We start from the raw sequence: 19,956 nt of genomic DNA, 5'->3' as shown, positions 1-19,956 counted from the left end.
CCTTTGTTGCTTCAGCTGTTTGCGGAATCGGGAGTTTGATCCGTACCAGATTGCGTACCAGTTACTTCGACTTCGATACCTCCAGGAGTTCGGTGAAGGTATCTGGGGTCTCGTGCCGATAGGTCTTGCGGATCGTCTCAACCGAGACGCCACAATATAGGCTAACGGTTTCTATGTCGACCTTCCGACCTGTCCTCCGATCGGGGCTCAGGTACCAGGTTATCGCCGTGTGCCTCAATGTATGTCGCAAGACCTTCTTCGCCTTGTCATCTGTGGCTAGGCCGGCGCGATCCACGACAGTCTCCCAGCCGTCGTGGACGCGGCGAACACGCTTGCCCATGAACTCGATCACCGAGTGCTTGGAGATACCAAGACGCGCCCAGCGCCGCATGTGTGTCAGGAGCCGGGGTGGGAGAGGGATGGTGGGCTGCTGCTTGCTGGTCGCCTCCTTGTTGTCCGGCTTGCGCTTGAAGATGCCACGCTCCAGGTCCACATAGCCACGATCGATCGCTGGGATCAGCGAGGCGTTGCAGATGTCGCCGTTTCGGCTCCCGGTGTAGAGACCGATCAGGATATAGCGAGCAATGTGGCGCAGCGTATGTCGGCCCTTGCTGTGGGGCAGCTTAGTTTTTTTCCGCTCACGCCAGGCGGCCCACAACATCGACGCTGCCTCATCTCGAGTCAGATATCGGATGCGAGACTTTGGTGCATCTGGCAATGTTGCGCTGAATTTTGGCTGGATCCCGCCCTTAGTCTTCTTGACGCAGCGGTTGATTGCGGCTTGCAGCAACTTCAGATCTCGAAATGCTGATGGCTGCAGGACTCGCTCTTCAGCGTAGCGCTCCTGCAGTGAGCTGTTGAGGTCGCCAATCTTCTTGCCTGCAAACCAGTTTCCGATGCGCTGGATCGCCGAAATCAGCTGGTTCTTGTATTGCTGGTCAATATTCCTCTTCGAGATGTGCAAGATTTCCATCGCGCACACGTCGATTATCTTGATGGCATTCACGTCCTCGGCGTTAAGCGCCTCTTTTGGGTCGTGCTTTTTCGTGATGTAGCGGGCGAGGGCTTTTTCAGCTCCTCCGCGATCATGTTCATGGCATCCTGTGCCACGCGAAAGCTGTCCGTCTCGGATGATCCAGGTTGGGGCTCGACCGTCTTTGTATTTTTTAAGCGTGACGTAGGGGGCTTTGCGGGGACGCGGCATGATGCTCGAAACTCCTCAATTGCAGCAAGTGTAACAAAATACCGGCCGGCTACGAACTCGTGGGTGATCTTCTCGGAGGCCACCAATCTTCGCAGGGCCGATATTGACATCGAACCATCCGGGTAGGCCAGGCGGACTGCCATCTCCAACCGGAGGGGGGTATTCGGCCCGATGATGCCGACGTCGGAGTTGATCGGTTCTGGGACTTTGAGAGCTGCTTCGCCCATCATTTCTTTCCAAATACGCTGTCGACCGTGGGGCCTCGCTCCGGCGGCGCTGCCCAGCTCTTGATGGTGTTCTTTTGGGGAGGGCGCTCGCCGCGGACCTGAAAGTCCTGGGACTGACGCGCCTTGTTCAGCTTCGAGACCAAAACCTTGAAGCCAGCTAGGATTGCTTCGTCTCGGTCTCTGAAGGTCTTGGGCTTGCCGTCCGTGTCGTTGACCCACATGGGCGGCTCGCCAGGGATACCGAAGCTCGCGTGATAGAGGCTTCGCATTTCCTTGTGCTCGACCGCCGTCGAGTAGAAGGCGCTGGCGACCTTCGTCATGCAGCCACCTTGTAATGTTGCAGCTCAAGCTGCTTCCGGTATTGCACCCAGCCGCGGAGGTTTCCGTGCAGGGACGGCTGCTCCCAACCATCGACAAGGTGGTTTCGCACGTCCGGCGTGGCCTGATGTTCGGCCGGTGAAGCGTGGAGCGGACGTCCGCCGACCAGATCGTTGTAGAGACGCAGGTCCGCCTCGACCTCCGGCACCTTGCCTTCGTGAGTGAGGTACGAAGTGCGGGCGCAGCGGGCGACGGATATTTTGATCAACTGTTCGAGCGGGCGAACGACCTGGATCATGCCGGCGTAGGGCGACCCGATCACCGCCAGGTTTCGTGCCTCGTAGGGCAGGGGCTCGTAGCTGACACGGTCGTTCGCGGTGATGAACGGCAGGTGCCATTCTCCGGGCTGCAGCAGATCCGGAACGCTGCCCTCGAAGGCTGCCTTGATGGCCTTCGCCAGCGCCTGGATCTCCGGCTGGGCATCCTTGTGGTCGCGCAGCTCGAAGAAGTTGTCCCAGTCGGTCGCCGTGATCAGAACGTTGATGTGGGCGAACGGCTCCAGCAGGCGGTTGACGATCTGCTTGTGGTAGCCGGCGGCATCATAGGCCCGAGCGACAGCGATGGCATTGTCTCGCGCCAGGAGCCACATCTGCTCCCGGCTATAGAGCTTGCCCATTCGATCGGTGGTGAATCCATGGAAGGGGTTATCGATGTAGGCGTCGTGCTCTTCGCCGGCCTGCATGCCCTTCTGGTTCTTGCCCCAGCTGATCGGCATCGCCGTGTCCAGCAGGATGTCTTCGATCAGGCGCTTGACCGGGATCGCCCGGGAGCTGGAAGCGTTACGTGACAGGTTCCGGTCGTACATCACGCCATCGTTGATCTCGACGATCATATCGGGGCTGGAGCTGAGGATACGGTGGGTCAGCTCTTCGGCATGGATGAAGCGCGGGTAGCGCGCCAGGGCGGTCTTCAGCTCGATGCCGTCCTGCGAGATGCTGTGGGTGATCTTGGTGGCTTTGATGGTCACAGTGCGTTTTCCTTGAGCAGGTTTTCAGCAAATTCTTTGGTGTCGTAGGGGCCGACCGCGTCGTAGGACTGCTCGCTGCCGTCCGGCATCACGTCCACGCTGATGATCCACCAGCCGGCCAATTCCTCACCGACTTCATCAGCCGACAGGTGCTTCACGAACGTCCTGGACATCACGAGGCCTTCTCCACGTTGATGGTCTCCGGCTCTGCCGGGATCGTCTTGAGCAGATGATCAACCTGCGCCTGCAGCTGCCGGATCACGGCGCGCTGAGCACGGTTCTCGTTTAGTTTGTCGTTGTTGGACTCGAGTAGCTCCCTGACGCGATCCTGCATGAAGACGTCCCGGACCATGAATGCCTCGATGCCTTCGAACAGACGCGGCATTGCTGCGATCATTCCGGTCAGGAAGCGGGCGCGGGCGGCGGCGGCGGGCGTGTTGCCGGCGATTGCCAAGACAAGGCCGGTCTCGCTGCAACGGACCTGGTGCATCACGGTCTTTTCCGGAAGGCTCTTGGACTCCCTGGAGAGGGCGAGCGTCATCGTCAGATCTGCAATATGCTCTGCATCCGTGTTCTCGGCGGAAGCCGCCCACTCGGGGCTCGACACGAATTTGAGGAAGCGTCTCGCCTCGCTAATGAAGGAGAGAAGTTCCTGGTCGGTATTGTGCTTGTCGCTCATGGTGGCCTCCTGAAAATTGACAAATCGAAAAAGGACGGCCGCCCCGGAGGGCGACCGCCAAGGTCAGAGAGACCGATTACTGGGGCTGAGCGAGCTTCTGGATCTGCGGCTTGGCGGCGGCGAACGAGCGCAGCAGCTTGTCGTAGTCAGCTTCGTTGGCTTCGATGAAAGCGGTGCTGGCGACGAAGATGGCGTCAACCTGAACCGTGCCGATCGCCTTGGTGCCGTAGACCGTGCCCGAGGGCTGGATGCGCGGGTAGGTGCCAGCCGGGATTTCACCGTAGGTGTAGACGGCGTTGCCGCGACCATCTTTGGCCGTCCGCGTCATGTCGCGGTCATCGGTTCCGACCAGGACGACGTTGTCGCCTTCCTTCTGCGCATCGTTCTTGATCAACGGTGCGTTCAGAGCGGTTACCACCATCGCACACTGGACCTGGGTGCCTTCGGCAACCGCCGAGAAGGCGCGAACGCCGGAACGGGGATCGGTACCCACGACCGAGTAGCGCGCCTTGTCAGCGAGGATGAACGCATCCCAGGTGGTGCGACCGCCGGAACCATCCGGACCCACCGCGACCGTGTTCGACTTGTTCAGGTCGACCATGCGGGAGATGCCGAGCTTCCGGTTGCAGACCATGTGGACCTGCTCCTGGTAGAGGATGCCGGCGCGCTCCAGGCCGGAGATGGCCTTCGAGTTGCGGCTCGAATAGACGAGCATTGCGTCCGACTGGACGAAGGCGCCGTCGCACTGGCCGTTGCTCAGCTTGTCGAGGTTGTCCAGCGAACCCTTGGTCTCGATGACGTCAACTGCGACGCTGGTCGAGGCAACCTTCAGGTACTGGCCGGCCTTGAAGTAGTTCAGCTGGCTGTTGCCGGTGCAGAGCCGGAAGTTTGCAGCGTGAGCCGGGGCCGACGCGATAGCGGCCATGGCGAGCGCAGCGATCAGAAAGAGCTTCTTCATTTACTTCTCCTTTGGAGACCCCATCCGTTGGGGTCGATTGCATTCAAACAAACGCTAGGGCACTAAAAGAACCAGCGGCGCACCCCGTAGCCGCGGGCGAACTTCCAGATGATCGTGGTGAGATAGATCAGACCGAGACCATCGAGAACGTGGTTGGCGAGGAAGACCCCGTACATGGATCAGGCCTCGATCGTGTTGGGCAGGCCCGTCGCAGGTCGGTATACCTGGTCGGCGCCGCGTTCGAGGCGGATGTAGTCCTCGCCGATCATCAGCTTCCGCTTCACTTCCTGGGTGAGGAAGGCGATGGTGACGACGATGTTGGCGATGTCAGAGCCGTAGTCACGGAACCCGCTCCAGTTCTCCGGGAAGATTTCCGGAGCCTCTTCGAATGCGTGCTTGTCACCCAGGTGACGGATGTAGAGCGCGTCGAGCTGCGCCATGCCGGCGAGCATCAGTTCTCCGTTGGCAGCGTCGGACCGCTCGCTCGATCGGCCCCACATCTGGTTCGATTTGGCCAGTTCCGCGGTGATCAGTTCGTCCGCTAATCTCTCAGCTTGTAGTACGTCCAAGGCCTTCTCCTTTTGCAAAGCTATTTGCATTCAAGCGCACAGAAAAGCAAGCGTAATCTTGCTCTCCTAGTACTTTTTTCCACCCGCTTTGGCGCGGTTCTCCAGCTTGTGGTCCGCTCGGGTCGCGTTCACCATCGCCTTTGCGACAGCCACAGGACCAAGATCGTATTTCATGGCACCAGCCAGATCGCCGACACGGAACAGAACATCGACCAGCTCGACCCAGATGCCAGGAAATTGGGGAAGCTTGTCGTCCATCGCGTCAGTGCGGTCAGCCTCCAGGGCCTCGGACACCTCTCCGTGTACCAGCGCCAACTTCACCGGAACCATGAGCGGGTTCTTGCGCAGATCTTCTCCGGTCTTCGGATCGATCCACCAATGAGCGGCCATCTTGTGGGTGATGCGGACCAGAGAGTTGATCGATCTCTCCAGCTCCTCGACGTCGGACGCCGTGAAATTGTCGTTCGCTACTGCAGTCATGCTACCTCCTTAAATCGGAACTCGTCAGCGAGATCCTCAAGCATGCGGCAAACCTCCTTCTGGGTTCGACCAGTCTGATCGTTCCAATCGAACGGCTGCTTGCCGAGTTGTCCTTTGATGATTTTGACGAAGCGCGCATACGCGCCTCGATCGTCTTGTCCGGCAGCCCGGCGGATCGCGCCCTCAATGTCGAAGGCGCGAGCCTCCTGGCTGAACACTGGAACCGGCTTACCCTGTCGATCCCGTGCGCAGGTCTTTTGCGTCCACCGCCCGGGCCTGGAGAACAGCAACAGGCACCGCTCCACAATTTCGAGTTCGGTCAACATTGCGCTTGCTGAACTCCCATTCGAATGTTGCGATCCGGTTGATATCCCGGCGTCCGATCCTCATGAGGTCGGCCGCCAGCTGTTGAAGTGGAGTCCTTGACGGGAGAACTACGAAATCAGGCGGCGTGTAAACCGCCTGATCCGTATTCAGATCAATGATCCAAAGTCGCTTGTGACGCTTTGCTACGAGAAGGAGCATCAGCTGCAGCCGGTGGTCTCGCCGCAGGTGTCGCACTTCAGGCAGGTACCGTTACGCACCATCGTGAAGCTTGAGCAGTTGGTGCAGCAGTCGCCGGTAAAGCCCGACATCTTTGCGACCGCCCGTTGATCTGGGAGGGCGGACGCCTTCACCGTTTCAACAACCTTGGCCAGCTGATCGTCTGACATCTCGGACGTCGCGTTGATCACGATGTTCGAGACACTGACGGTCGGCTTCTCCGGCTCCACGCCGCTCCCCATCGCGGTGTGCCCGCTTTCTTCGGGGGTGACGTGAGCCAGGTCATCGCGATCGAGGTAGCTGATCGCCAGATCGCGGAATATGAAGTCCACGATCGAGGTCGCGTTCTTGATGCGGTCGTGCTCCTGGACGAAGCCAGATGGCTCGAAACGGAAGAACGTATAGGCGTCAACAAACTCTTCCAGCGGCACACCGTGCTGCAGGCCGAGGCTGATGGCGATGGCGAAGGCATTCATCATCGACCGGAAAGCGGCGCCTTCCTTGTGCATGTCGATGAAGAACTCACCGAGGCGACCATCGGTATACTCTCCGGTGCGGAGGTAGACCTTGTGACCGCCGACGATGGCCTTCTGGGTGTAACCGACCCGCTTCGAAGGCAGCTTCTCCCGCTTGCGGACGAGTTTCTCGACCACCTGGATCACGCTCTTGGGAGCCTCAACCACGTCGGGTTCGTCATGATCGTCTTCGATCAGGGCCGAGTTGAGCGGCTGCGACAGCTTCGAACCATCGCGATAGATCGCGTTGGCCTTCAGCCCCAGCTTCCACGACATCATGTACGCCTTGCTGACGTCCAGGATCGAAGCGGTCGACGGCATGTTGACCGTCTTGCTGATCGCACCGGAGATGAACGGCTGAACCGCAGCCATCATTTCGATGTGACCCTTCGGATCGATGAACCGCTTGCCGGTCTTTCCGCACGGGTTGGCGCAGTCGAACACGGCGTAGTCGCCAACATCCAGGTGGGGAGCACCTTCCAGCGTCATCGTGCCGACAGCCCGGATGTTGGCCTGTTCGATCTCCGGCTCGCTAAAGCCGCACGCCTTCCAGTCTGCCAAGAACCGGATATCGAACACCGACTTGACCTTCTCGATGCTGACATCGATGCCAGCCGCACGACCAGCCAGCACAAACTTGGCCGGCAACACGCCCGTTCCCAAGGCGTAGTCCACGATTTCGTCGATCTGCTGCTTATCGTAGGCGAGGGCGTTGAGGGCAGCCGGAACCGACTGGTTGATGATCTTGAAGTAGCCGCCGCCGGCCAACTTCTTGAACTTCACCAGAGCGTAATCCGGCTCAACACCGGTCGTGTCGCAGTCCATCAGCAAGCCGATCGTTCCGGTCGGAGCGATAACCGTCGTCTGGGCGTTACGGAATCCGTATTTCTCACCCATGTCGACGACGTCAGCCCAGATCTCGGATGCGATGGCCGGCAACTCTCCCTGCGGACAATCCCAGTCGAGGCCAACCGGCTTGACGGTCAGACCGCGGTACCCGGTATCGTCGTTCTCTGCTGCGGCATAGTGATTGTGCATCACCCGCATCATCGAGCTGGCGTTTTCGTGGTATTTCACGAACGGCCCCATCTCCTTCGCCATCTCGGCGGAGGTGCGGTAGGCAACACCCGTCATGATGGCCGAGATCGATCCAGCCAGAGCCCGGGCATCAGCCGAGTCGTACGGGATACCCATGGACATGAGCATGCCGCCGATGTTGGCGAAGCCGAGACCCAGTGTGCGGTACTGGTAGGACTTGAGCGCAATTTCCATCGACGGGAACTGCGCCATGGCCACCGAGATTTCCAGCACGATGGTGATCAGGCGGTTGGCGTGGTTGAAGCTCTCCACCTCGAACACCAGCGGATTGTCGCCGTGTCGGGATGTGAACTTCGCCAGGTTGGTCGAAGCCAGGTTGCACGCCGTGTCGTCGAGGAACATGTATTCCGAGCACGGGTTCGATCCGCGGATCTCGCCGCCGGCCGGACAGGTGTGCCACTCGTTCATCGTGGTGCGGAAATGCAGGCCGGGATCGGCCGACTCCCACGCGGCGCGGCAGATTTGATCCCACAGATCGCGAGCCCGGATCGTCTTGATGACCTCGCCGTTGGTGCGGCCGATCAACTGCCAATCCAGGTCGAGCTGAACCGCCTCGATGAAGTCGTTGGTCACCGACACGGTGTTGTTCGAGTTCTGGCCCGACACGGTCTCGTACGCAGTACCCTGCCAGTCGATATCCATCACCTGGAACTCGAAGGGCTGATGTGCCACGCCGAGATCGATGACGCGCTTGATGTAGCTGTCCGGAAGGAAAGCCTTGCGGGCTTCCTTGATGGCCTTTGTCAGCTTCGCCTTGCTTTCGGCATCGGAGAACATCTCGTCTTCCGCGGCCAGCTGATGGATGGCCATCAGGTGCTTGTTGGCAGCCTTCGAACCGGCGACCAGGGCTGCCACCTTCTTCTCTTCCGCGACCTTCCAGCCGATGTATTCCTCGACATCGGGATGATCGACGTCGACGATGACCATCTTGGCGGCGCGGCGCGTGGTGCCACCCGACTTGATGGCGCCGGCAGCGCGGTCACCGATCTTCAGGAAGGACATCATACCGGAAGACGTTCCGCCACCCGACAGCTTCTCGCCCCGACCACGCAGGTTGGAGAAGTTGGTGCCGGTGCCGGAGCCGTACTTGAACAGACGGGCCTCACGGAGCCACAGGTCCATGATGCCGCCGTCCTGGATCAGGTTGTCGCCGATCGACTGGATGAAGCAGGCGTGCGGTTGCGGACGCTCGTAGGCCGAGGTCGAGAGCATGGCGGTGTAGCCGTCAGCTCCTTCGGACTGGTCGATGAACCAGTGGCCCTGGGCCGGACCATCGATGCCGTACGCCCAATGCAAGCCGGTGTTGAACCACTGCGGCGAGTTGGGGGCGAACATCTGGTTGGCGAGCATGTAGCGCAGCTCGTCGAAAAACGCCCGGGCGTTGGACTCCTTGTCAGCCAGGTAGGCTGCCTTGTTGACGTAACCAGACACCCCGGTTTCGCCGTTGAAGTAGCCTTCCTTCCAGCCCCAATAGGTCCAGCAGCCGGCGAGGCGGTCGAACACCTGCTTGGCCGAGGTCTCGCTGGTCAGATAGTTGTCGGCTTCTTCCATGGGGAAGGGGGTGCCGACGCAGCGTTGCAGCCAGGTCGGAACGCCATCTTCCGGCACGCGCTCCAGCAGCTTGGGGACGCCGGCTTTGCGGAAGTATTTCTGGGCGAGGACGTCAACAGCGACCTGGGACCAGGACGCCGGCACCTCGATGTTTTCCAGGCGGAAAACGATCGATCCATCGGGATTCTTGATCTCGCTGGTCGCGTTCCGCCATACGATCAGATCGTACGGGGACTTGCTGCCATCCACTGTGTATCGACGCTCAATTCTCATGCTGCTCGCAACTCTTTTGCTTATTGTTTTGGAGGCACCGGCCAGTCGGCCGGGATGTTTTCGTATTCTGAGGTGGGCTTGGAGGGCGGGCTCCAGTGATCGATGCGGTAGAGTCTGCCGACCTCAGTCTTGAAGAGGTCCGGCTCAGGTTCTTCCACGACCTTCGCAGTGTGGATGAACCATCCGTCGATAACGCCGCGCAGCGAGAACCCGCCCTCAGGGATGGATACGCGCTGCGCCTTCGAGAGGCGCCGCGGCTCCATCATCCGCCTCGCTTCGTCGAGCGGTACGGGTAGGGTTTCGAGTAATCGATGCGTTGTTCCAGCTTGATGGGAACGAACCTGACCGGCTGCTTGCTCAGCTCTTTCAGGAGGCTCTCGATCGATGAATTGTTGGCATCGTCACGAGGATCCAGCGCTTCGAGCTGGCCGACGAGAGCGTCGACAGCGGCGCCTTCGGACTTGGTGAGACGGCGAGAGGCATGCACCGCGGTGCCGAACTGCCGGTACACGAACTTCTTCTTCACATTGCGCGGCTGCGACTGCTGCTGAAGCAGCATGGCGAAAGCCCTGAGGATGCCGTCCTGGGTCGATCTAACTTCCATAGTCTTGCCTTCTCCTTTTTGCATTCAAGCAAACATCAAGACATCGCTCTGATGCGACGCCGGATCTGTTGTTTCGCGTAGTTCGAGGTGTATGGACTTCTGGGAGTGTCCGAGAATGGCACCGACATCCACTTGCCGCGGACTCTGAACTCGATCAGGTGGTGCTTCTTGTCGTGACCGAGGGTGAATGCCTCGATCTCACCGTCACTCTTCAGCTGTTCCGCTACTTTCTTGACCTCTCGAACGACGCCCTTCATCCTTGCCCCTTTTTTGAAACGGCCTCTTCGGCCATTGTTTCTTCGGGCGTTCCGGACGCGGCTCTGCTTCCGGGTCACCCTTCGCCAGCATCCGTTGACGGAAAGCTTCGGTGTCCTTTGCAATCCGCTTGGTTCTGGCAATCTCGGTCACATCGGCTCCGCGCTTGGATGCCTTTGACCCGAAGGTCTTGGCAGCGTGGCAGTCGACGTGTTTTGCGAAGATCGAGTCCACATCGTTAGCCGGCGGGATCGTGTTCTTCGCTTCTGGATCCCAGCACCGCAGCTGCAATGCCGGGACGTGATCGAACTGGGTATCCTCCAGCTTCCCGAGCCGCTCGCGGCAGGTGGCGCACAGACTGTCCTGTCTGAGCACGACCTTGAGCTTCACCAGGTCCGGGATTGCCTTGCGGAAACCGGTCGGAGGGGCGAGGGGAAGCTCAGCGAACATTTGCTTTTCCTATTTGCATTCAAGCAAACAGTCAAGCAATAGTTTCGGGATCGTCCACGATCATGAGCGTCGCCCTATTATCCAAAATACGAGGCTTCAGCGGCAGTGCGCGGTCGCGCTTGCTGATGATGCTGAGCCAGCGATCCTTGCCATCCTTGGTGACGTGACCGTCCTCGGTGAGGAAGCCATTTTTGATCATGGCTTCGACTGTGCGCTTCTGCCACGGCTCCATCTTGATGCCGACCGAATGCCCAACAGCATCCAACCACGCCAGATAAGCTGGGGCATGCTCGTCCAGGAACCGGACCTGGGCCGGCGACATTCTAGGACTTCTTGGCATTGTCGTTGCTCGCTGCCATTGCCGCATCACGATGCACGATTGCCCTGACATCAGGGAGGTACACATCGATCGCGCCCTTCAGGTCTTCCAGCTCGAACAGGGCCTCTTCAGCGTTGGTCATACCGCCATTCGGATGGCGGCTTCCGCTGCCGAAACGATCCCATTTGCCGAATGCCTTGAGGACTTCGCCGATCTCCTCGATCACGCGAGCCCGTCTGCCATCGCCAGTCTTTGGTGCGTACTTTGGGTTCATTGCCGTTGCTTCCGGATCGATCGAAGTGCTGAAATGAGCTGCTCGATTTCGTGGTCCTGGACGAAGACGCCGGCACCGTTGTCGTCGGCGGATCTGCAGATACGCAGGGACACGCCGGATCGGAACGGTTCACCCATGTTATCGCGGTATCCCTTGATGCATGAGCCGTCTTCACCGGAGATAATGAACGAGTTCACCACGATGCCCTTCATGCCTTGGCGACCTTCAGGGCTTTTGCGACTCGGCTCTCGACCATTTCGCTGATACCGCCGTCGAACAGGGCGTTGACCTTCGCGGTCAGCTTGCGGTCGATGACGTCCATTGCTTGGGTCTCGAAGGCTCCAAAGATACGCTCGACGGTCTCATTAACGAGCTGCTCACCGCGGAGGGCGTGCTGCTTAAGCAGACTGTCGACCTGCGTCTGGACAGCGTCCTCCAGCTTCTTCTTGGCCTCGGGCTTCAGGGTGTAGGTGTCCCGGCTCCAAGCCTCTTTCTTGACCTTGACCAGGGTTTCTTCGAATGCCTTCTCGAAGCGCTTCTTGAAAGTCTCGTTCTCTTTGATCATCTCGATCAGGGAGTTGGCCTCGCCGCCGAACACGGCCTCGACGACCTTCAGGACGTCCTTGTTGATGTAGTTGGTGAACAGGCGACGGCAGATCTCGGCAACGACGGCCTGCTGCAGTTCGACTTTGCTGTCCTGGTCGGAGAACAGCTTATCGATGGCGCCGGCATCAAGCTTCAATGCGATAGTCATCAGATCCAGATCCTTCAGATGCGAGTTTGATCAGGTCGTTGGCTACGAGCCAGGCCAGCAGGGTGAATGCTGGAAACCAGCGGATTCGGGTGCCGTCTTCCTTAACCTGGAGGAGGCGTCCCCGGGGGAATTTCGATGGAGGCTTGAAGCCCTTGGGCAGTACGAGGGTGATGCCGGCCTCTTTATGCGGGAGACCAAGCTTCTTGGCGGCGTTCAGCGAGTTGACGCACAAGGTTGCCATGAGAGCGGGGTTCAATAAGGTCTCCTCTTGATCTTGCCGGCAACGATGCGCCTCTCCAGCAAGCGGAAGGCGTACTGGAGGGACGGGGCCAGGCAGTGGAAATCTCCACCCCAGAACCCCGTCACCCCGCATATGATTGGAGTGTAGAACTTCATGCGGCTTTCGCCGGGATCAGCTTGCGCAACTCTTCCTTGACCCGATCGATGATCCGTCCGGACAGGTTGTCGGGATGCCGGGGGTCGGTGACGAAGCCGTCCTCGACCAGGACATCTTCATCGGTCCCGAACGCGGTGTGCGGGTTGCTCGCATGCCACAGACCGTAGAAGTTCCGGATCGACATGCCGGCGAACAACAGGCAACCGGCGTGCTCTGGATCGTCGCGGAGAGCCTTGGCAGCCGCGAACGGCAGCCCCAGGCGCAGTATCGATGACGGCGCCTTCCAGCTCACTGGATCTAGCCAGCGCTCGATCGCCACGGGATCGGCCGACACACGCTTGACCACATCGGCGACGACGCCGTCTTCGTCCAGGTACGATCCGAGCCATTCCTGACTTTTCCTGGGTTCACCTTCAACAACGTTTGCCATTATGCTGCTTCCTCGTTTCGCCGCTCGTCGTTATCGTTGGCGGCATCCTTGTAGTTCGACTTGGCCCGGGCTTCCTTCATCAGCTGATCGAGATCGATCCCGGGGATGATGACGCTGGCGATGATTTCCATCGCCGTGTCGAAGTAGATCTTGAACTCGTCTTCCGGCATCGCATCGAACGCCGTGGAGGAGGGGTAGTAGATGAACTCACCCTCCATCGTGAGCACCGGTTCCGTGACGTTGCATGCGAGGAGAAGCGACTTGTGCAGCGCATCCTCGGTCGAGAACTTGTTGGTGTTCTCCACCACGATCCGCAGGATCACCCGGTAAAGGCGATGCCGCGGACCGCTCCGGGGCTGTGCGAGCTGGATGCGGAGAGGAACATTCTCCGGATACCTCTCGAACATCTCGATGTCGTAATCCGCATGCGGCACCAGCACGGGGTGGCTGGCGCCCGGCAGAAACATCTTTCTGACCAGGATCCACATGCTCTTCGATTTATTGCTGGCCTTGCCCATAAACCCTCAGATTGCGGCGCCGCGCCGCTGCTTTGGTTTCGATCTCGACCTCGGAGCAGGCTCGTCTTCCTGACGCTCCCGTTCGTATTCGCCGAGCTGCTCAAGATGCTCTCGGCAGGAATAGACAAGCTGATGCGTCTGTTCCTGGGAGAGACCGTACTGTTCGCGGTGGGCTCGCTCGTCGTCCCACCACCGCCGCAGTTGGCCGGCGCTTTGGGAGATTTTGATCCCCCAGAGCGCCAGCTCCACGTACGCTTCGGCCGGCGTCAACTGGCCGCCTTGTCCTTGGCTGGTGCCGTCCATCCCAGGTTCTCCTTGAGGTGGCTGGTGGCAAAGGCCTTGGCGTCGCCTTCCTCGTCCTTCGACAGCTTCTTCAGGTCGTCCTTCATGTCCTTGCTGTTCATCAGGTCGGTCAGATCCTTGACCGATTTGGTCTTGGAAATGTCGGCCTTGATGTCAGCGAGCAGCTGGGACGGATCGACGTTGTCGTTGTTGGCCGTCGACTTGCCTTCAACCTGACGATCAGCATTCTGCGGATTGCGGAAATCGTCGGCTTCCTCGGACGAGTACGCATCGCCGTGAAGATCAGCGAGCTTGAGGATCACGCGATCCTTGGCGCGCTTCTCGGCCATGGCGTACGGGTAGGCAGCCTGGGATCCGGTGACGATGTAGTTGCCAAAGCAGCCGGGTGCCGGCGCACGGATCGGCTTGCCCCACTGGTTGTTCTTGCCGGTGTCGATCATCTCCATGATCTTGGCTTCGCCGACCGACCATTCCATCTTGTCGCCGACGCTGCCGAACACGATCATGACGGCTTCATACGCCTCAGCGCGCAGGATCTGCGGCTTGTCCCACTTGATGCCCATCTTCGCACCGAGGCGCTCGACGTCCTTGTGCTTGACGACCGGAGTGCCCTGGACTTCCCAGATGGCTTCCTTGTCGATGTCGACGCCCAGCTTGTCGAAGACGTCGTAGATCTTGTCGAGCCTTGCGCGATTGCTCGCGCTATTGTCGTTCCGCTTTGCCATGTTGGTCTCCGTTTATGCCGCTTCTTCGGCGGCGGGTTTCTCGTTGCTATTGGCCGCTTTCTTGCGGGTACCGCGGGCCGGCTTTGCCGCTTTCTTTGCCGCTTCATCCTCGGCGGACGGGGGCGGCATGTTGGCGGCCTGCGCGACCGCTTCCTCGATTGCCTTGGCGTCGAACTTGATCAGCTGCTTGCCATCCGACGACAGGTTGATGGTGACGCCCTTGCCGGCGGCGGACTTGGCGTCCGGCGGGAACAGCTTTTTGAGGGCCTTCTTCGCCTTGTCGTGCTTGTCGACGGACGGCTTGGTGCTGAGCAAATCGAAGGCGAGGATGCCCCACTCGTTGCTCTGGCTCATGTCGATGACCTTGATGCGCTCGACCAGCGGCACATCGACCACAGGAACGCCAGGCGTCCGGCCGGTCTCGACGCAATCCTGGAAGTCTTTCTCAGCTTCCAGCAAGGCGATCTGGTAGAACAGATCCTGCTCAACCGGGATGATGACGTGCTGAGCCGCGCCTGTGATGATCGACAGGTACGACATGGGCAGGTCAGCCACCATCATGTTGTGCTGGCACTGAGCGTAGTACTTCTCCAGCGCCTTCTGCTTGTCGAAGCCGAATGGGAACATGAATTTGAACTCGACCACGGCGATCGGCTCGGAGTCCGGCGTCTTACGCATCAGACCGTCGAGCGACGAGTGCGCCTTGTCCCAGGCGTGGTAATAGATGCGCTTCTGCTCGTCAGTGACTTCGCAATCCATCTCGTGCTCGAAGAAGTCGGCATTGAGCGGCTCGGTCAGGTTGCCGAGCTGGACGATCATCACGTCGTCGAGGTTCTCGGGAATGGATTCGCCGCGCTTCTCGGCCCACAGCCGCTCGATAGCTTCCTGATCACCAGACATGATGATCTTGGCGTCCGATCCACCGATCGACTTCATGCGAGACGCCTTATCCTCGGCGCTCATTCCGATATTTCCAGTCCGTTTCCTGCGCATTTTGTTCTCCTTGCATTCAAACAAATGATTAGACGTAGTTCCGCCAGATGGCGGCATCGCCGAGCGTGGCCACGAAGGCCCTGTGATCGGCGACATCCTTTTCGGTGATCCGTTTCGCCAGCGGTACGGGCCGGACCCGAACTGGCAAATCCTCTTCATCACCTTCGGGCTGGGCGAGCATGTCAAGCTGCATGCCAAACTGCCGGCCGCCGCGAAGCTCGGCGTAGACTTCAGCGAGAAGTTCGGCATCGAGGAGAGCGCCGTGAAGCGTTCTTCTCGAGTCGTCGATGTTGTAGATGCTGCACAGAGCATCCAGTGTATGCTTGCGGCGAGGGTGCTTTTCCCTGGCCAGCTGCAGCGTGTCGACGACCTCGTTCTTCAGAGGATCCAGGTCGAGCCGATCCAGCTCCTCGTTCAACATCCCGATATCGAACGATGCGTTGTGAGCGACCAGCCTGGCGTCCCCGATGAAGCGCAGGAACGTGCCGTGGATCCGCTTGAAGGTTGGCTTTGTCGATAGAAATACGTCGCTCAGGCCATGGACCCGGTAGGCTTCCTTGTGAACTGGCCTCAGCGGATTGCAGTACTGGTGGTAGGTTCGACCGGTTGGCATGAGGTCGACCATCTCGATGGCACCGATTTCAACGATGCGATCGACCTTACGGTCGAGGCCCGTGGTCTCGGTATCGAGGATGATTTCCCTCATTGCCAATTTCCTTATGCTGCGACGCTGGGATGGGTCTCCACGAAGGTGAGGCCATATCCAGGAACGATACCCAGATCGGTCCGGAGGCCGGTCTGGATGAACCCGATGGTTCTGGACTTGATCTCGCCGATGTTCTGGCGATTAGGTTTGCGCGTCGGGCAGTAGATCCGATGCACAATCTCTTGGTCGCCCCCGCGGGCGAGGGAGATAGCTGCCCTCCTCAGACGATCAGGAAGGCGGGCGGAGTTGCACCAGCGCATCCATTCCAGGACGCCGAGGGCGCGATCAACGTCGTTCCGCTGCGGCGAGTATTTCGATTGCCCATCGTGGGGCTTCATCGCGGAGAGCAGACGGATTTTCTCGATCTCGATCAGTTCGTTGCGAGACATTCCGACCATATTCCAACCGCCGGAACGCTGACCGGACGTCAGCCAGCGACGCTCGTTGTCTGGCGTCTTATCGATGACCTCGACGGCCTCGACTAAAAGCTGCCAGATCACGTCGGAATGACGTGCCCGTTCGCCTTTAAGGGCCGCAGCCAGCTCACCACCATGGGTGAGCCAGCCGAGAGCCTTCGTGCGTTCCTCAAGCAGTGACGAGCTGTTCATTCGGCAGCACCGAGGTTTCCGAGCTACCGAACGACTGGCGGCGGCGGGTTGCACGATATTCATAGACGCTGGCTCCGAGCCGTTTCTGCGTCAGGCACAGCAGACCATCTTCAGCATCTTCCAACACGCGCTCCGCAACGACATTGAGCGCGGTGATGCGCTGCCGGTCTGCGGTTCGCAGGGCATCCCCATCAGGGATGACGACCTGGCGATCGAATTGAAGATCACCAGACCAATAGACGAGGACATCGCCCTGGGCGGCGTCCTTCATCCAGTCGTAGTACTCCGACAGGGCGCCGGGGCCGACTTCCAGGACAGTTCTCATCTTGGATCAGCCTTCCAGCAGTTCGCTGACCAGCCGGCCCTGAAGGTTGGCAAGGGAGGCGAGGCTTTCGGTGATGCGGCCGAGCTGGGCCACGGCTTCGAGACGATCGGCCGGATGGACGCCTTCGTCTTCAACGAAGATCACGTCATCATCGTCGTTGTAATCGTCGTCAGCCAGTTCGTTGCCGGCTTCACCCAGGCACACGCCGGGCGGACAGTCGCATGACTGTGTCTCACCTGCCGCGTTGGTCAGGAAGTCGGGAGAAGCATCGATCTCTGTCAACGACCCATCGGTGTTGAGCATCAGGATCGAAAAGCTTCCGGGTTTGAAGAAGTCCATGAAGTCTCCGTTAGCATTCGTGCAAATGATTGGATACCAAAAGGGGCGCCCTGGCACGCGCAACTACAGGGCGCCCCTCTATTTTCCCCGCTCAACGGGGAAGCTCAGATGTAGCCGAACCTCATACGGTCCAGTACCGACACCCGTTCATCAAAACGGGATGTCATCGTCCATGTCGGCATTGCGGCCACCACCACGGCTCGAACCGCGGTCATCACCGCGTCCGCCGCCACGGTCATCCTTGGCGTTGTCACGGCTGTTGCCGCCACGGCCACCGCCTCGGCTCGACGAACCGCGATCATCGCCACCGCGATCATCGTTGTTCCCGCGGCCACGGCTGCTGCCACGATCATCGTCATCGTTCGATCGGCTGTTGCCGCCACGGGAACTGCCGCCACGGCTGGAGCCGCGGTCATCGTTCCGATCGCCGCCGCTCTTGTTGTCGTTGTCGTAGGACAGCTTCATCAGCGCCTCGACCGGAGCAAACGCCGGGATCACGATCTCGGTGGAGTAGCGATCCTTGCCATCCTGATCCTGCCACTTGCGGGTCTGGATCTTGCCTTCGATGCGAACCAGGTCACCCTTCGCGAGATACTTCTCGACGAACTCGATCGTCTTCTCGTTCCAGACGACGATGTTGTGCCACTCGGTCTTCTCCTGCTTTTCGCCGGAGCGCTTGTCCTTCCAGACCTCGCTGGTGGCGACGCTGAAGTTCGCGACCGCCGACCCGTTGGTCAGGTTCTTCACTTCGGGATCCTTACCGAGCCGCCCGATCAGCTCAACCTTGTTCAACGATGATGCCACCACTCTCTCCTTTTCGAGTTTGCATTACCATGACGTTTGCATTCGTGCAAGCGTTTTCTCAAAAATCTGGCGCGATGAATTGGCCAGTGTGCTCATCGAACGACAGAACGACCACCCCGGTCAGGCCGGCGATGCGTTTGAGACGCACCTTGGAGATGATGACATGTCTAGCGTTCGGATTTTCCGGGTCCGCTGGATGAACCACCAAACCGAGGTCGGCTTTGTTGGCCCAATGAGCGGAGTCCGAAATGTTGTACAGGCCTGGCACCACGTCGGCGCCGAGCTTGGTGGGATGCGCGACCACGATGACGCAGACGCGGAACTGTTTGGCGAACCGCTTCAGCGCCTTGATCATCTTGCCGATGTACTCTGTCAACGACAGGTTCATGGGCCGATTGTGCTCAAGCTCGTTCCAGGGATCGATGATCAGCATCTTCACACCGTCGCGGAAAACCGCGGCAGCGCAAGCATCGAGCAGGAACTTGACGTCGATCTCGACGTCGCCAGTGTCATCGTAGTCGATGAACTGGTAGTAGCGTTGCACGAACGCTTCGGCCCGCTTCTTGTCCTCAAACGTCCAGTCGGTCCTCGCCTTGCCGAGGAAGGCACCCATCAGCTCGTGCGCCAGGAACGGCTTGACGTCCTTCTCGCCGGAGAAGATAGCGACCGGCCACTTGTGGCGCTTGGCCATCAGGACCGACGCCTGGTTGATCAGCGTCGACTTGCCGGAGTTGGGAATGCCCGTGCAGACCACGAACTGACCCTCGTAGAACTTCATGTGCTTGTCTAGTTCCTCGGAAAGGCCGATCTCGCACATCTGCGGGATCTCCATCTCGGGATAGTCCGACAACCGGTACAGACCTTTCACCGGCCAGGGCTTTGCTTCCGAGATAACCTTCTTCACGCCGTCCTTGCCGAGGTACAACAGGACTTCGTTCAAGTCCTTCGGCGCTCGGAACTTGCCCTTGTTCTTTTTGTCCGGGACCACCTCGTCCTTCGGGTACTCGACCCAGAAGCACTTGGCCGCACCGATGCGTCTGACCAGCTCCTTGGCGAGCCGGCCACCAGGCTCATCGCCGTCCGTTGCGATGATGTGGTGCTTGACCTTCATGATCGGGTCCATCAACCGGCCCATGAAGGCGAACTTGTCGTCGTCCTCAGGATCGATGTCCCGATCATCGTCCGGCACCTCGATCAGTTTGCCGTTCTTGTCGCGGGCAGGGGGCGCACCATCCGGAACCGACACGCATGTGTCGTGCCCGGCCATCAGGACAGCCCAGCAGTCGAACTCGCCTTCAGTCCAGATCAGCTCGTCGGTTCCGGCCTCAAGCCGGTTCATCGTGTCGTCTTTCAGCAGGACGTTTGCGTTGTAGAGCGTTTTCTTCGCGTCTTTGCGCTGCTGGAAACGACGCTCGCCATCCTGTGACCACCGGTATTTGGTGTTCACCTCGTCCTCGTGCTCCATGAAAGGGAGCGCCAGGATGTTGCCGTCGATGTCAGGTTCGATTGACCCATCGCGCAAGCGACGTGCGCTGTAGGCTCCCATATCCGCCGCCAGGTCGAGACACAGGCCTCTGGACTCGATCCCCTTGGCGTGTTTTTCGCTCAGCATTCTCAGATCCTACCCATCCACAGTTCTTGCAGTTCCAACACACACCGTCAGAGTCGATCAGGACGCTGAGGCAACGGATTTTTTTGTGTGACCCTTTC

Annotated in this window: 29 protein-coding genes; all 29 read right to left on the bottom strand. The window is 59.5% G+C overall.

The annotated features are described in order from the left end of the window. Positions 1-61: 61 nt before the first annotated feature. A complete protein-coding gene (locus tag BLR13_RS39675; protein ID WP_157793665.1) occupies positions 62-1,204 on the bottom strand; it encodes a hypothetical protein in 1,143 nt (380 codons plus the stop codon). Between the two features lie 226 nt (positions 1,205-1,430). Further along, entirely contained in the window at positions 1,431-1,751 is a 321-nt protein-coding gene (locus BLR13_RS39665) for a hypothetical protein (protein WP_091976300.1), read from the bottom strand. Beyond that, positions 1,748-2,776, bottom strand: coding sequence for an FAD-dependent thymidylate synthase (locus tag BLR13_RS39660; protein WP_091976299.1), 1,029 nt, complete (start codon positions 2,774-2,776; stop codon positions 1,748-1,750). Before BLR13_RS39660 ends, BLR13_RS39665 begins: the two co-directional genes overlap by 4 nt. Continuing rightward, positions 2,773-2,949: a hypothetical protein gene (locus BLR13_RS40965; RefSeq protein ID WP_157793664.1), complete on the bottom strand. Its 177-nt coding sequence runs from the start codon at positions 2,947-2,949 to the stop codon at positions 2,773-2,775. The genes BLR13_RS39660 and BLR13_RS40965 overlap by 4 nt, the downstream gene beginning before the upstream one ends. Then, the gene (locus BLR13_RS39655; RefSeq protein WP_091976298.1) at positions 2,949-3,455 is read right to left on the bottom strand and encodes a hypothetical protein; all 507 of its coding nucleotides are present in this window, start codon (positions 3,453-3,455) and stop codon (positions 2,949-2,951) included. The genes BLR13_RS40965 and BLR13_RS39655 overlap by 1 nt, the downstream gene beginning before the upstream one ends. A gap of 76 nt (positions 3,456-3,531) precedes the next feature. Further along, entirely contained in the window at positions 3,532-4,413 is an 882-nt protein-coding gene (locus tag BLR13_RS39650; RefSeq protein WP_091976297.1) for a TAXI family TRAP transporter solute-binding subunit, read from the bottom strand. Between the two features lie 179 nt (positions 4,414-4,592). Further along, positions 4,593-4,982 carry a hypothetical protein gene (locus tag BLR13_RS39645; RefSeq protein ID WP_157793663.1) on the bottom strand — a complete coding sequence of 130 codons (390 nt, stop codon included), beginning with the start codon at positions 4,980-4,982 and terminating at the stop codon, positions 4,593-4,595. A gap of 66 nt (positions 4,983-5,048) precedes the next feature. Beyond that, entirely contained in the window at positions 5,049-5,462 is a 414-nt protein-coding gene (locus tag BLR13_RS39640; protein ID WP_091976295.1) for a hypothetical protein, read from the bottom strand. After that, complete coding sequence (locus tag BLR13_RS39635) at positions 5,459-5,788, bottom strand: DUF6197 family protein (protein WP_091976294.1); 330 nt, start codon at positions 5,786-5,788, stop codon at positions 5,459-5,461. The genes BLR13_RS39640 and BLR13_RS39635 overlap by 4 nt, the downstream gene beginning before the upstream one ends. A gap of 198 nt (positions 5,789-5,986) precedes the next feature. Next, the gene (locus BLR13_RS39630) at positions 5,987-9,442 is read right to left on the bottom strand and encodes an adenosylcobalamin-dependent ribonucleoside-diphosphate reductase (RefSeq protein WP_091977379.1); all 3,456 of its coding nucleotides are present in this window, start codon (positions 9,440-9,442) and stop codon (positions 5,987-5,989) included. Between the two features lie 20 nt (positions 9,443-9,462). Next, on the bottom strand, positions 9,463-9,708 hold the full coding sequence (locus tag BLR13_RS39625; protein WP_091976293.1) for a hypothetical protein: 246 nt from the start codon (positions 9,706-9,708) through the stop codon (positions 9,463-9,465). Next, a complete protein-coding gene (locus tag BLR13_RS39620) occupies positions 9,705-10,046 on the bottom strand; it encodes a hypothetical protein (RefSeq protein WP_157793799.1) in 342 nt (113 codons plus the stop codon). The genes BLR13_RS39625 and BLR13_RS39620 overlap by 4 nt, the downstream gene beginning before the upstream one ends. 204 nt (positions 10,047-10,250) lie before the next feature. Next, positions 10,251-10,751, bottom strand: a complete 501-nt coding sequence (locus tag BLR13_RS39615; RefSeq protein ID WP_091976292.1) for a hypothetical protein — start codon at positions 10,749-10,751, stop codon at positions 10,251-10,253. Positions 10,752-10,782: 31 nt separating this feature from the next. Continuing rightward, entirely contained in the window at positions 10,783-11,073 is a 291-nt protein-coding gene (locus tag BLR13_RS39610) for a hypothetical protein (protein ID WP_091976291.1), read from the bottom strand. 1 nt (position 11,074) lies between these two features. Beyond that, positions 11,075-11,296: a hypothetical protein gene (locus BLR13_RS39605; protein WP_091976290.1), complete on the bottom strand. Its 222-nt coding sequence runs from the start codon at positions 11,294-11,296 to the stop codon at positions 11,075-11,077. A gap of 44 nt (positions 11,297-11,340) precedes the next feature. After that, positions 11,341-11,556 carry a hypothetical protein gene (locus BLR13_RS39600; RefSeq protein ID WP_091976289.1) on the bottom strand — a complete coding sequence of 72 codons (216 nt, stop codon included), beginning with the start codon at positions 11,554-11,556 and terminating at the stop codon, positions 11,341-11,343. Beyond that, a complete protein-coding gene (locus tag BLR13_RS39595) occupies positions 11,553-12,098 on the bottom strand; it encodes a hypothetical protein (RefSeq protein WP_157793798.1) in 546 nt (181 codons plus the stop codon). The genes BLR13_RS39600 and BLR13_RS39595 overlap by 4 nt, the downstream gene beginning before the upstream one ends. After that, positions 12,076-12,354, bottom strand: coding sequence for a hypothetical protein (locus tag BLR13_RS39590; RefSeq protein ID WP_157793797.1), 279 nt, complete (start codon positions 12,352-12,354; stop codon positions 12,076-12,078). The genes BLR13_RS39595 and BLR13_RS39590 overlap by 23 nt, the downstream gene beginning before the upstream one ends. 136 nt (positions 12,355-12,490) lie before the next feature. Then, positions 12,491-12,925 (bottom strand): hypothetical protein, encoded by a 435-nt coding sequence (locus tag BLR13_RS39585; protein WP_091977369.1) that lies wholly within the window; start codon positions 12,923-12,925, stop codon positions 12,491-12,493. Beyond that, positions 12,925-13,443 (bottom strand): hypothetical protein, encoded by a 519-nt coding sequence (locus BLR13_RS39580; protein WP_091977367.1) that lies wholly within the window; start codon positions 13,441-13,443, stop codon positions 12,925-12,927. The genes BLR13_RS39585 and BLR13_RS39580 overlap by 1 nt, the downstream gene beginning before the upstream one ends. Positions 13,444-13,449: 6 nt before the next feature. Continuing rightward, positions 13,450-13,746: a hypothetical protein gene (locus tag BLR13_RS39575; RefSeq protein ID WP_091977365.1), complete on the bottom strand. Its 297-nt coding sequence runs from the start codon at positions 13,744-13,746 to the stop codon at positions 13,450-13,452. After that, positions 13,710-14,471, bottom strand: coding sequence for a hypothetical protein (locus BLR13_RS39570; RefSeq protein ID WP_091977362.1), 762 nt, complete (start codon positions 14,469-14,471; stop codon positions 13,710-13,712). The genes BLR13_RS39575 and BLR13_RS39570 overlap by 37 nt, the downstream gene beginning before the upstream one ends. A gap of 12 nt (positions 14,472-14,483) precedes the next feature. Continuing rightward, positions 14,484-15,434 carry a YqaJ viral recombinase family protein gene (locus BLR13_RS39565; protein ID WP_172805602.1) on the bottom strand — a complete coding sequence of 317 codons (951 nt, stop codon included), beginning with the start codon at positions 15,432-15,434 and terminating at the stop codon, positions 14,484-14,486. Between the two features lie 58 nt (positions 15,435-15,492). Beyond that, complete coding sequence (dnaQ, locus tag BLR13_RS39560) at positions 15,493-16,170, bottom strand: DNA polymerase III subunit epsilon (protein WP_091977357.1); 678 nt, start codon at positions 16,168-16,170, stop codon at positions 15,493-15,495. A gap of 11 nt (positions 16,171-16,181) precedes the next feature. Further along, positions 16,182-16,778 (bottom strand): hypothetical protein, encoded by a 597-nt coding sequence (locus BLR13_RS39555; RefSeq protein ID WP_091977355.1) that lies wholly within the window; start codon positions 16,776-16,778, stop codon positions 16,182-16,184. Further along, positions 16,756-17,103, bottom strand: coding sequence for a hypothetical protein (locus BLR13_RS39550; protein WP_091977352.1), 348 nt, complete (start codon positions 17,101-17,103; stop codon positions 16,756-16,758). The genes BLR13_RS39555 and BLR13_RS39550 overlap by 23 nt, the downstream gene beginning before the upstream one ends. Positions 17,104-17,109: 6 nt before the next feature. Then, positions 17,110-17,442 (bottom strand): hypothetical protein, encoded by a 333-nt coding sequence (locus BLR13_RS39545; protein ID WP_091977349.1) that lies wholly within the window; start codon positions 17,440-17,442, stop codon positions 17,110-17,112. Positions 17,443-17,592: 150 nt separating this feature from the next. Beyond that, positions 17,593-18,246, bottom strand: coding sequence for a single-stranded DNA-binding protein (locus BLR13_RS39540; RefSeq protein WP_091977346.1), 654 nt, complete (start codon positions 18,244-18,246; stop codon positions 17,593-17,595). A 58-nt stretch (positions 18,247-18,304) separates the two neighbouring features. Continuing rightward, on the bottom strand, positions 18,305-19,858 hold the full coding sequence (locus BLR13_RS39535; RefSeq protein ID WP_091977344.1) for a DnaB-like helicase C-terminal domain-containing protein: 1,554 nt from the start codon (positions 19,856-19,858) through the stop codon (positions 18,305-18,307). Between the last annotated feature and the right edge of the window lie 98 nt (positions 19,859-19,956).

This window comes from Bradyrhizobium ottawaense (assembly GCF_900099825.1).
Classification (GTDB): Bacteria; Pseudomonadota; Alphaproteobacteria; order Rhizobiales; family Xanthobacteraceae; genus Bradyrhizobium; species Bradyrhizobium ottawaense_A.
This window is presented reverse-complemented; position numbering and strand designations above follow the sequence as displayed.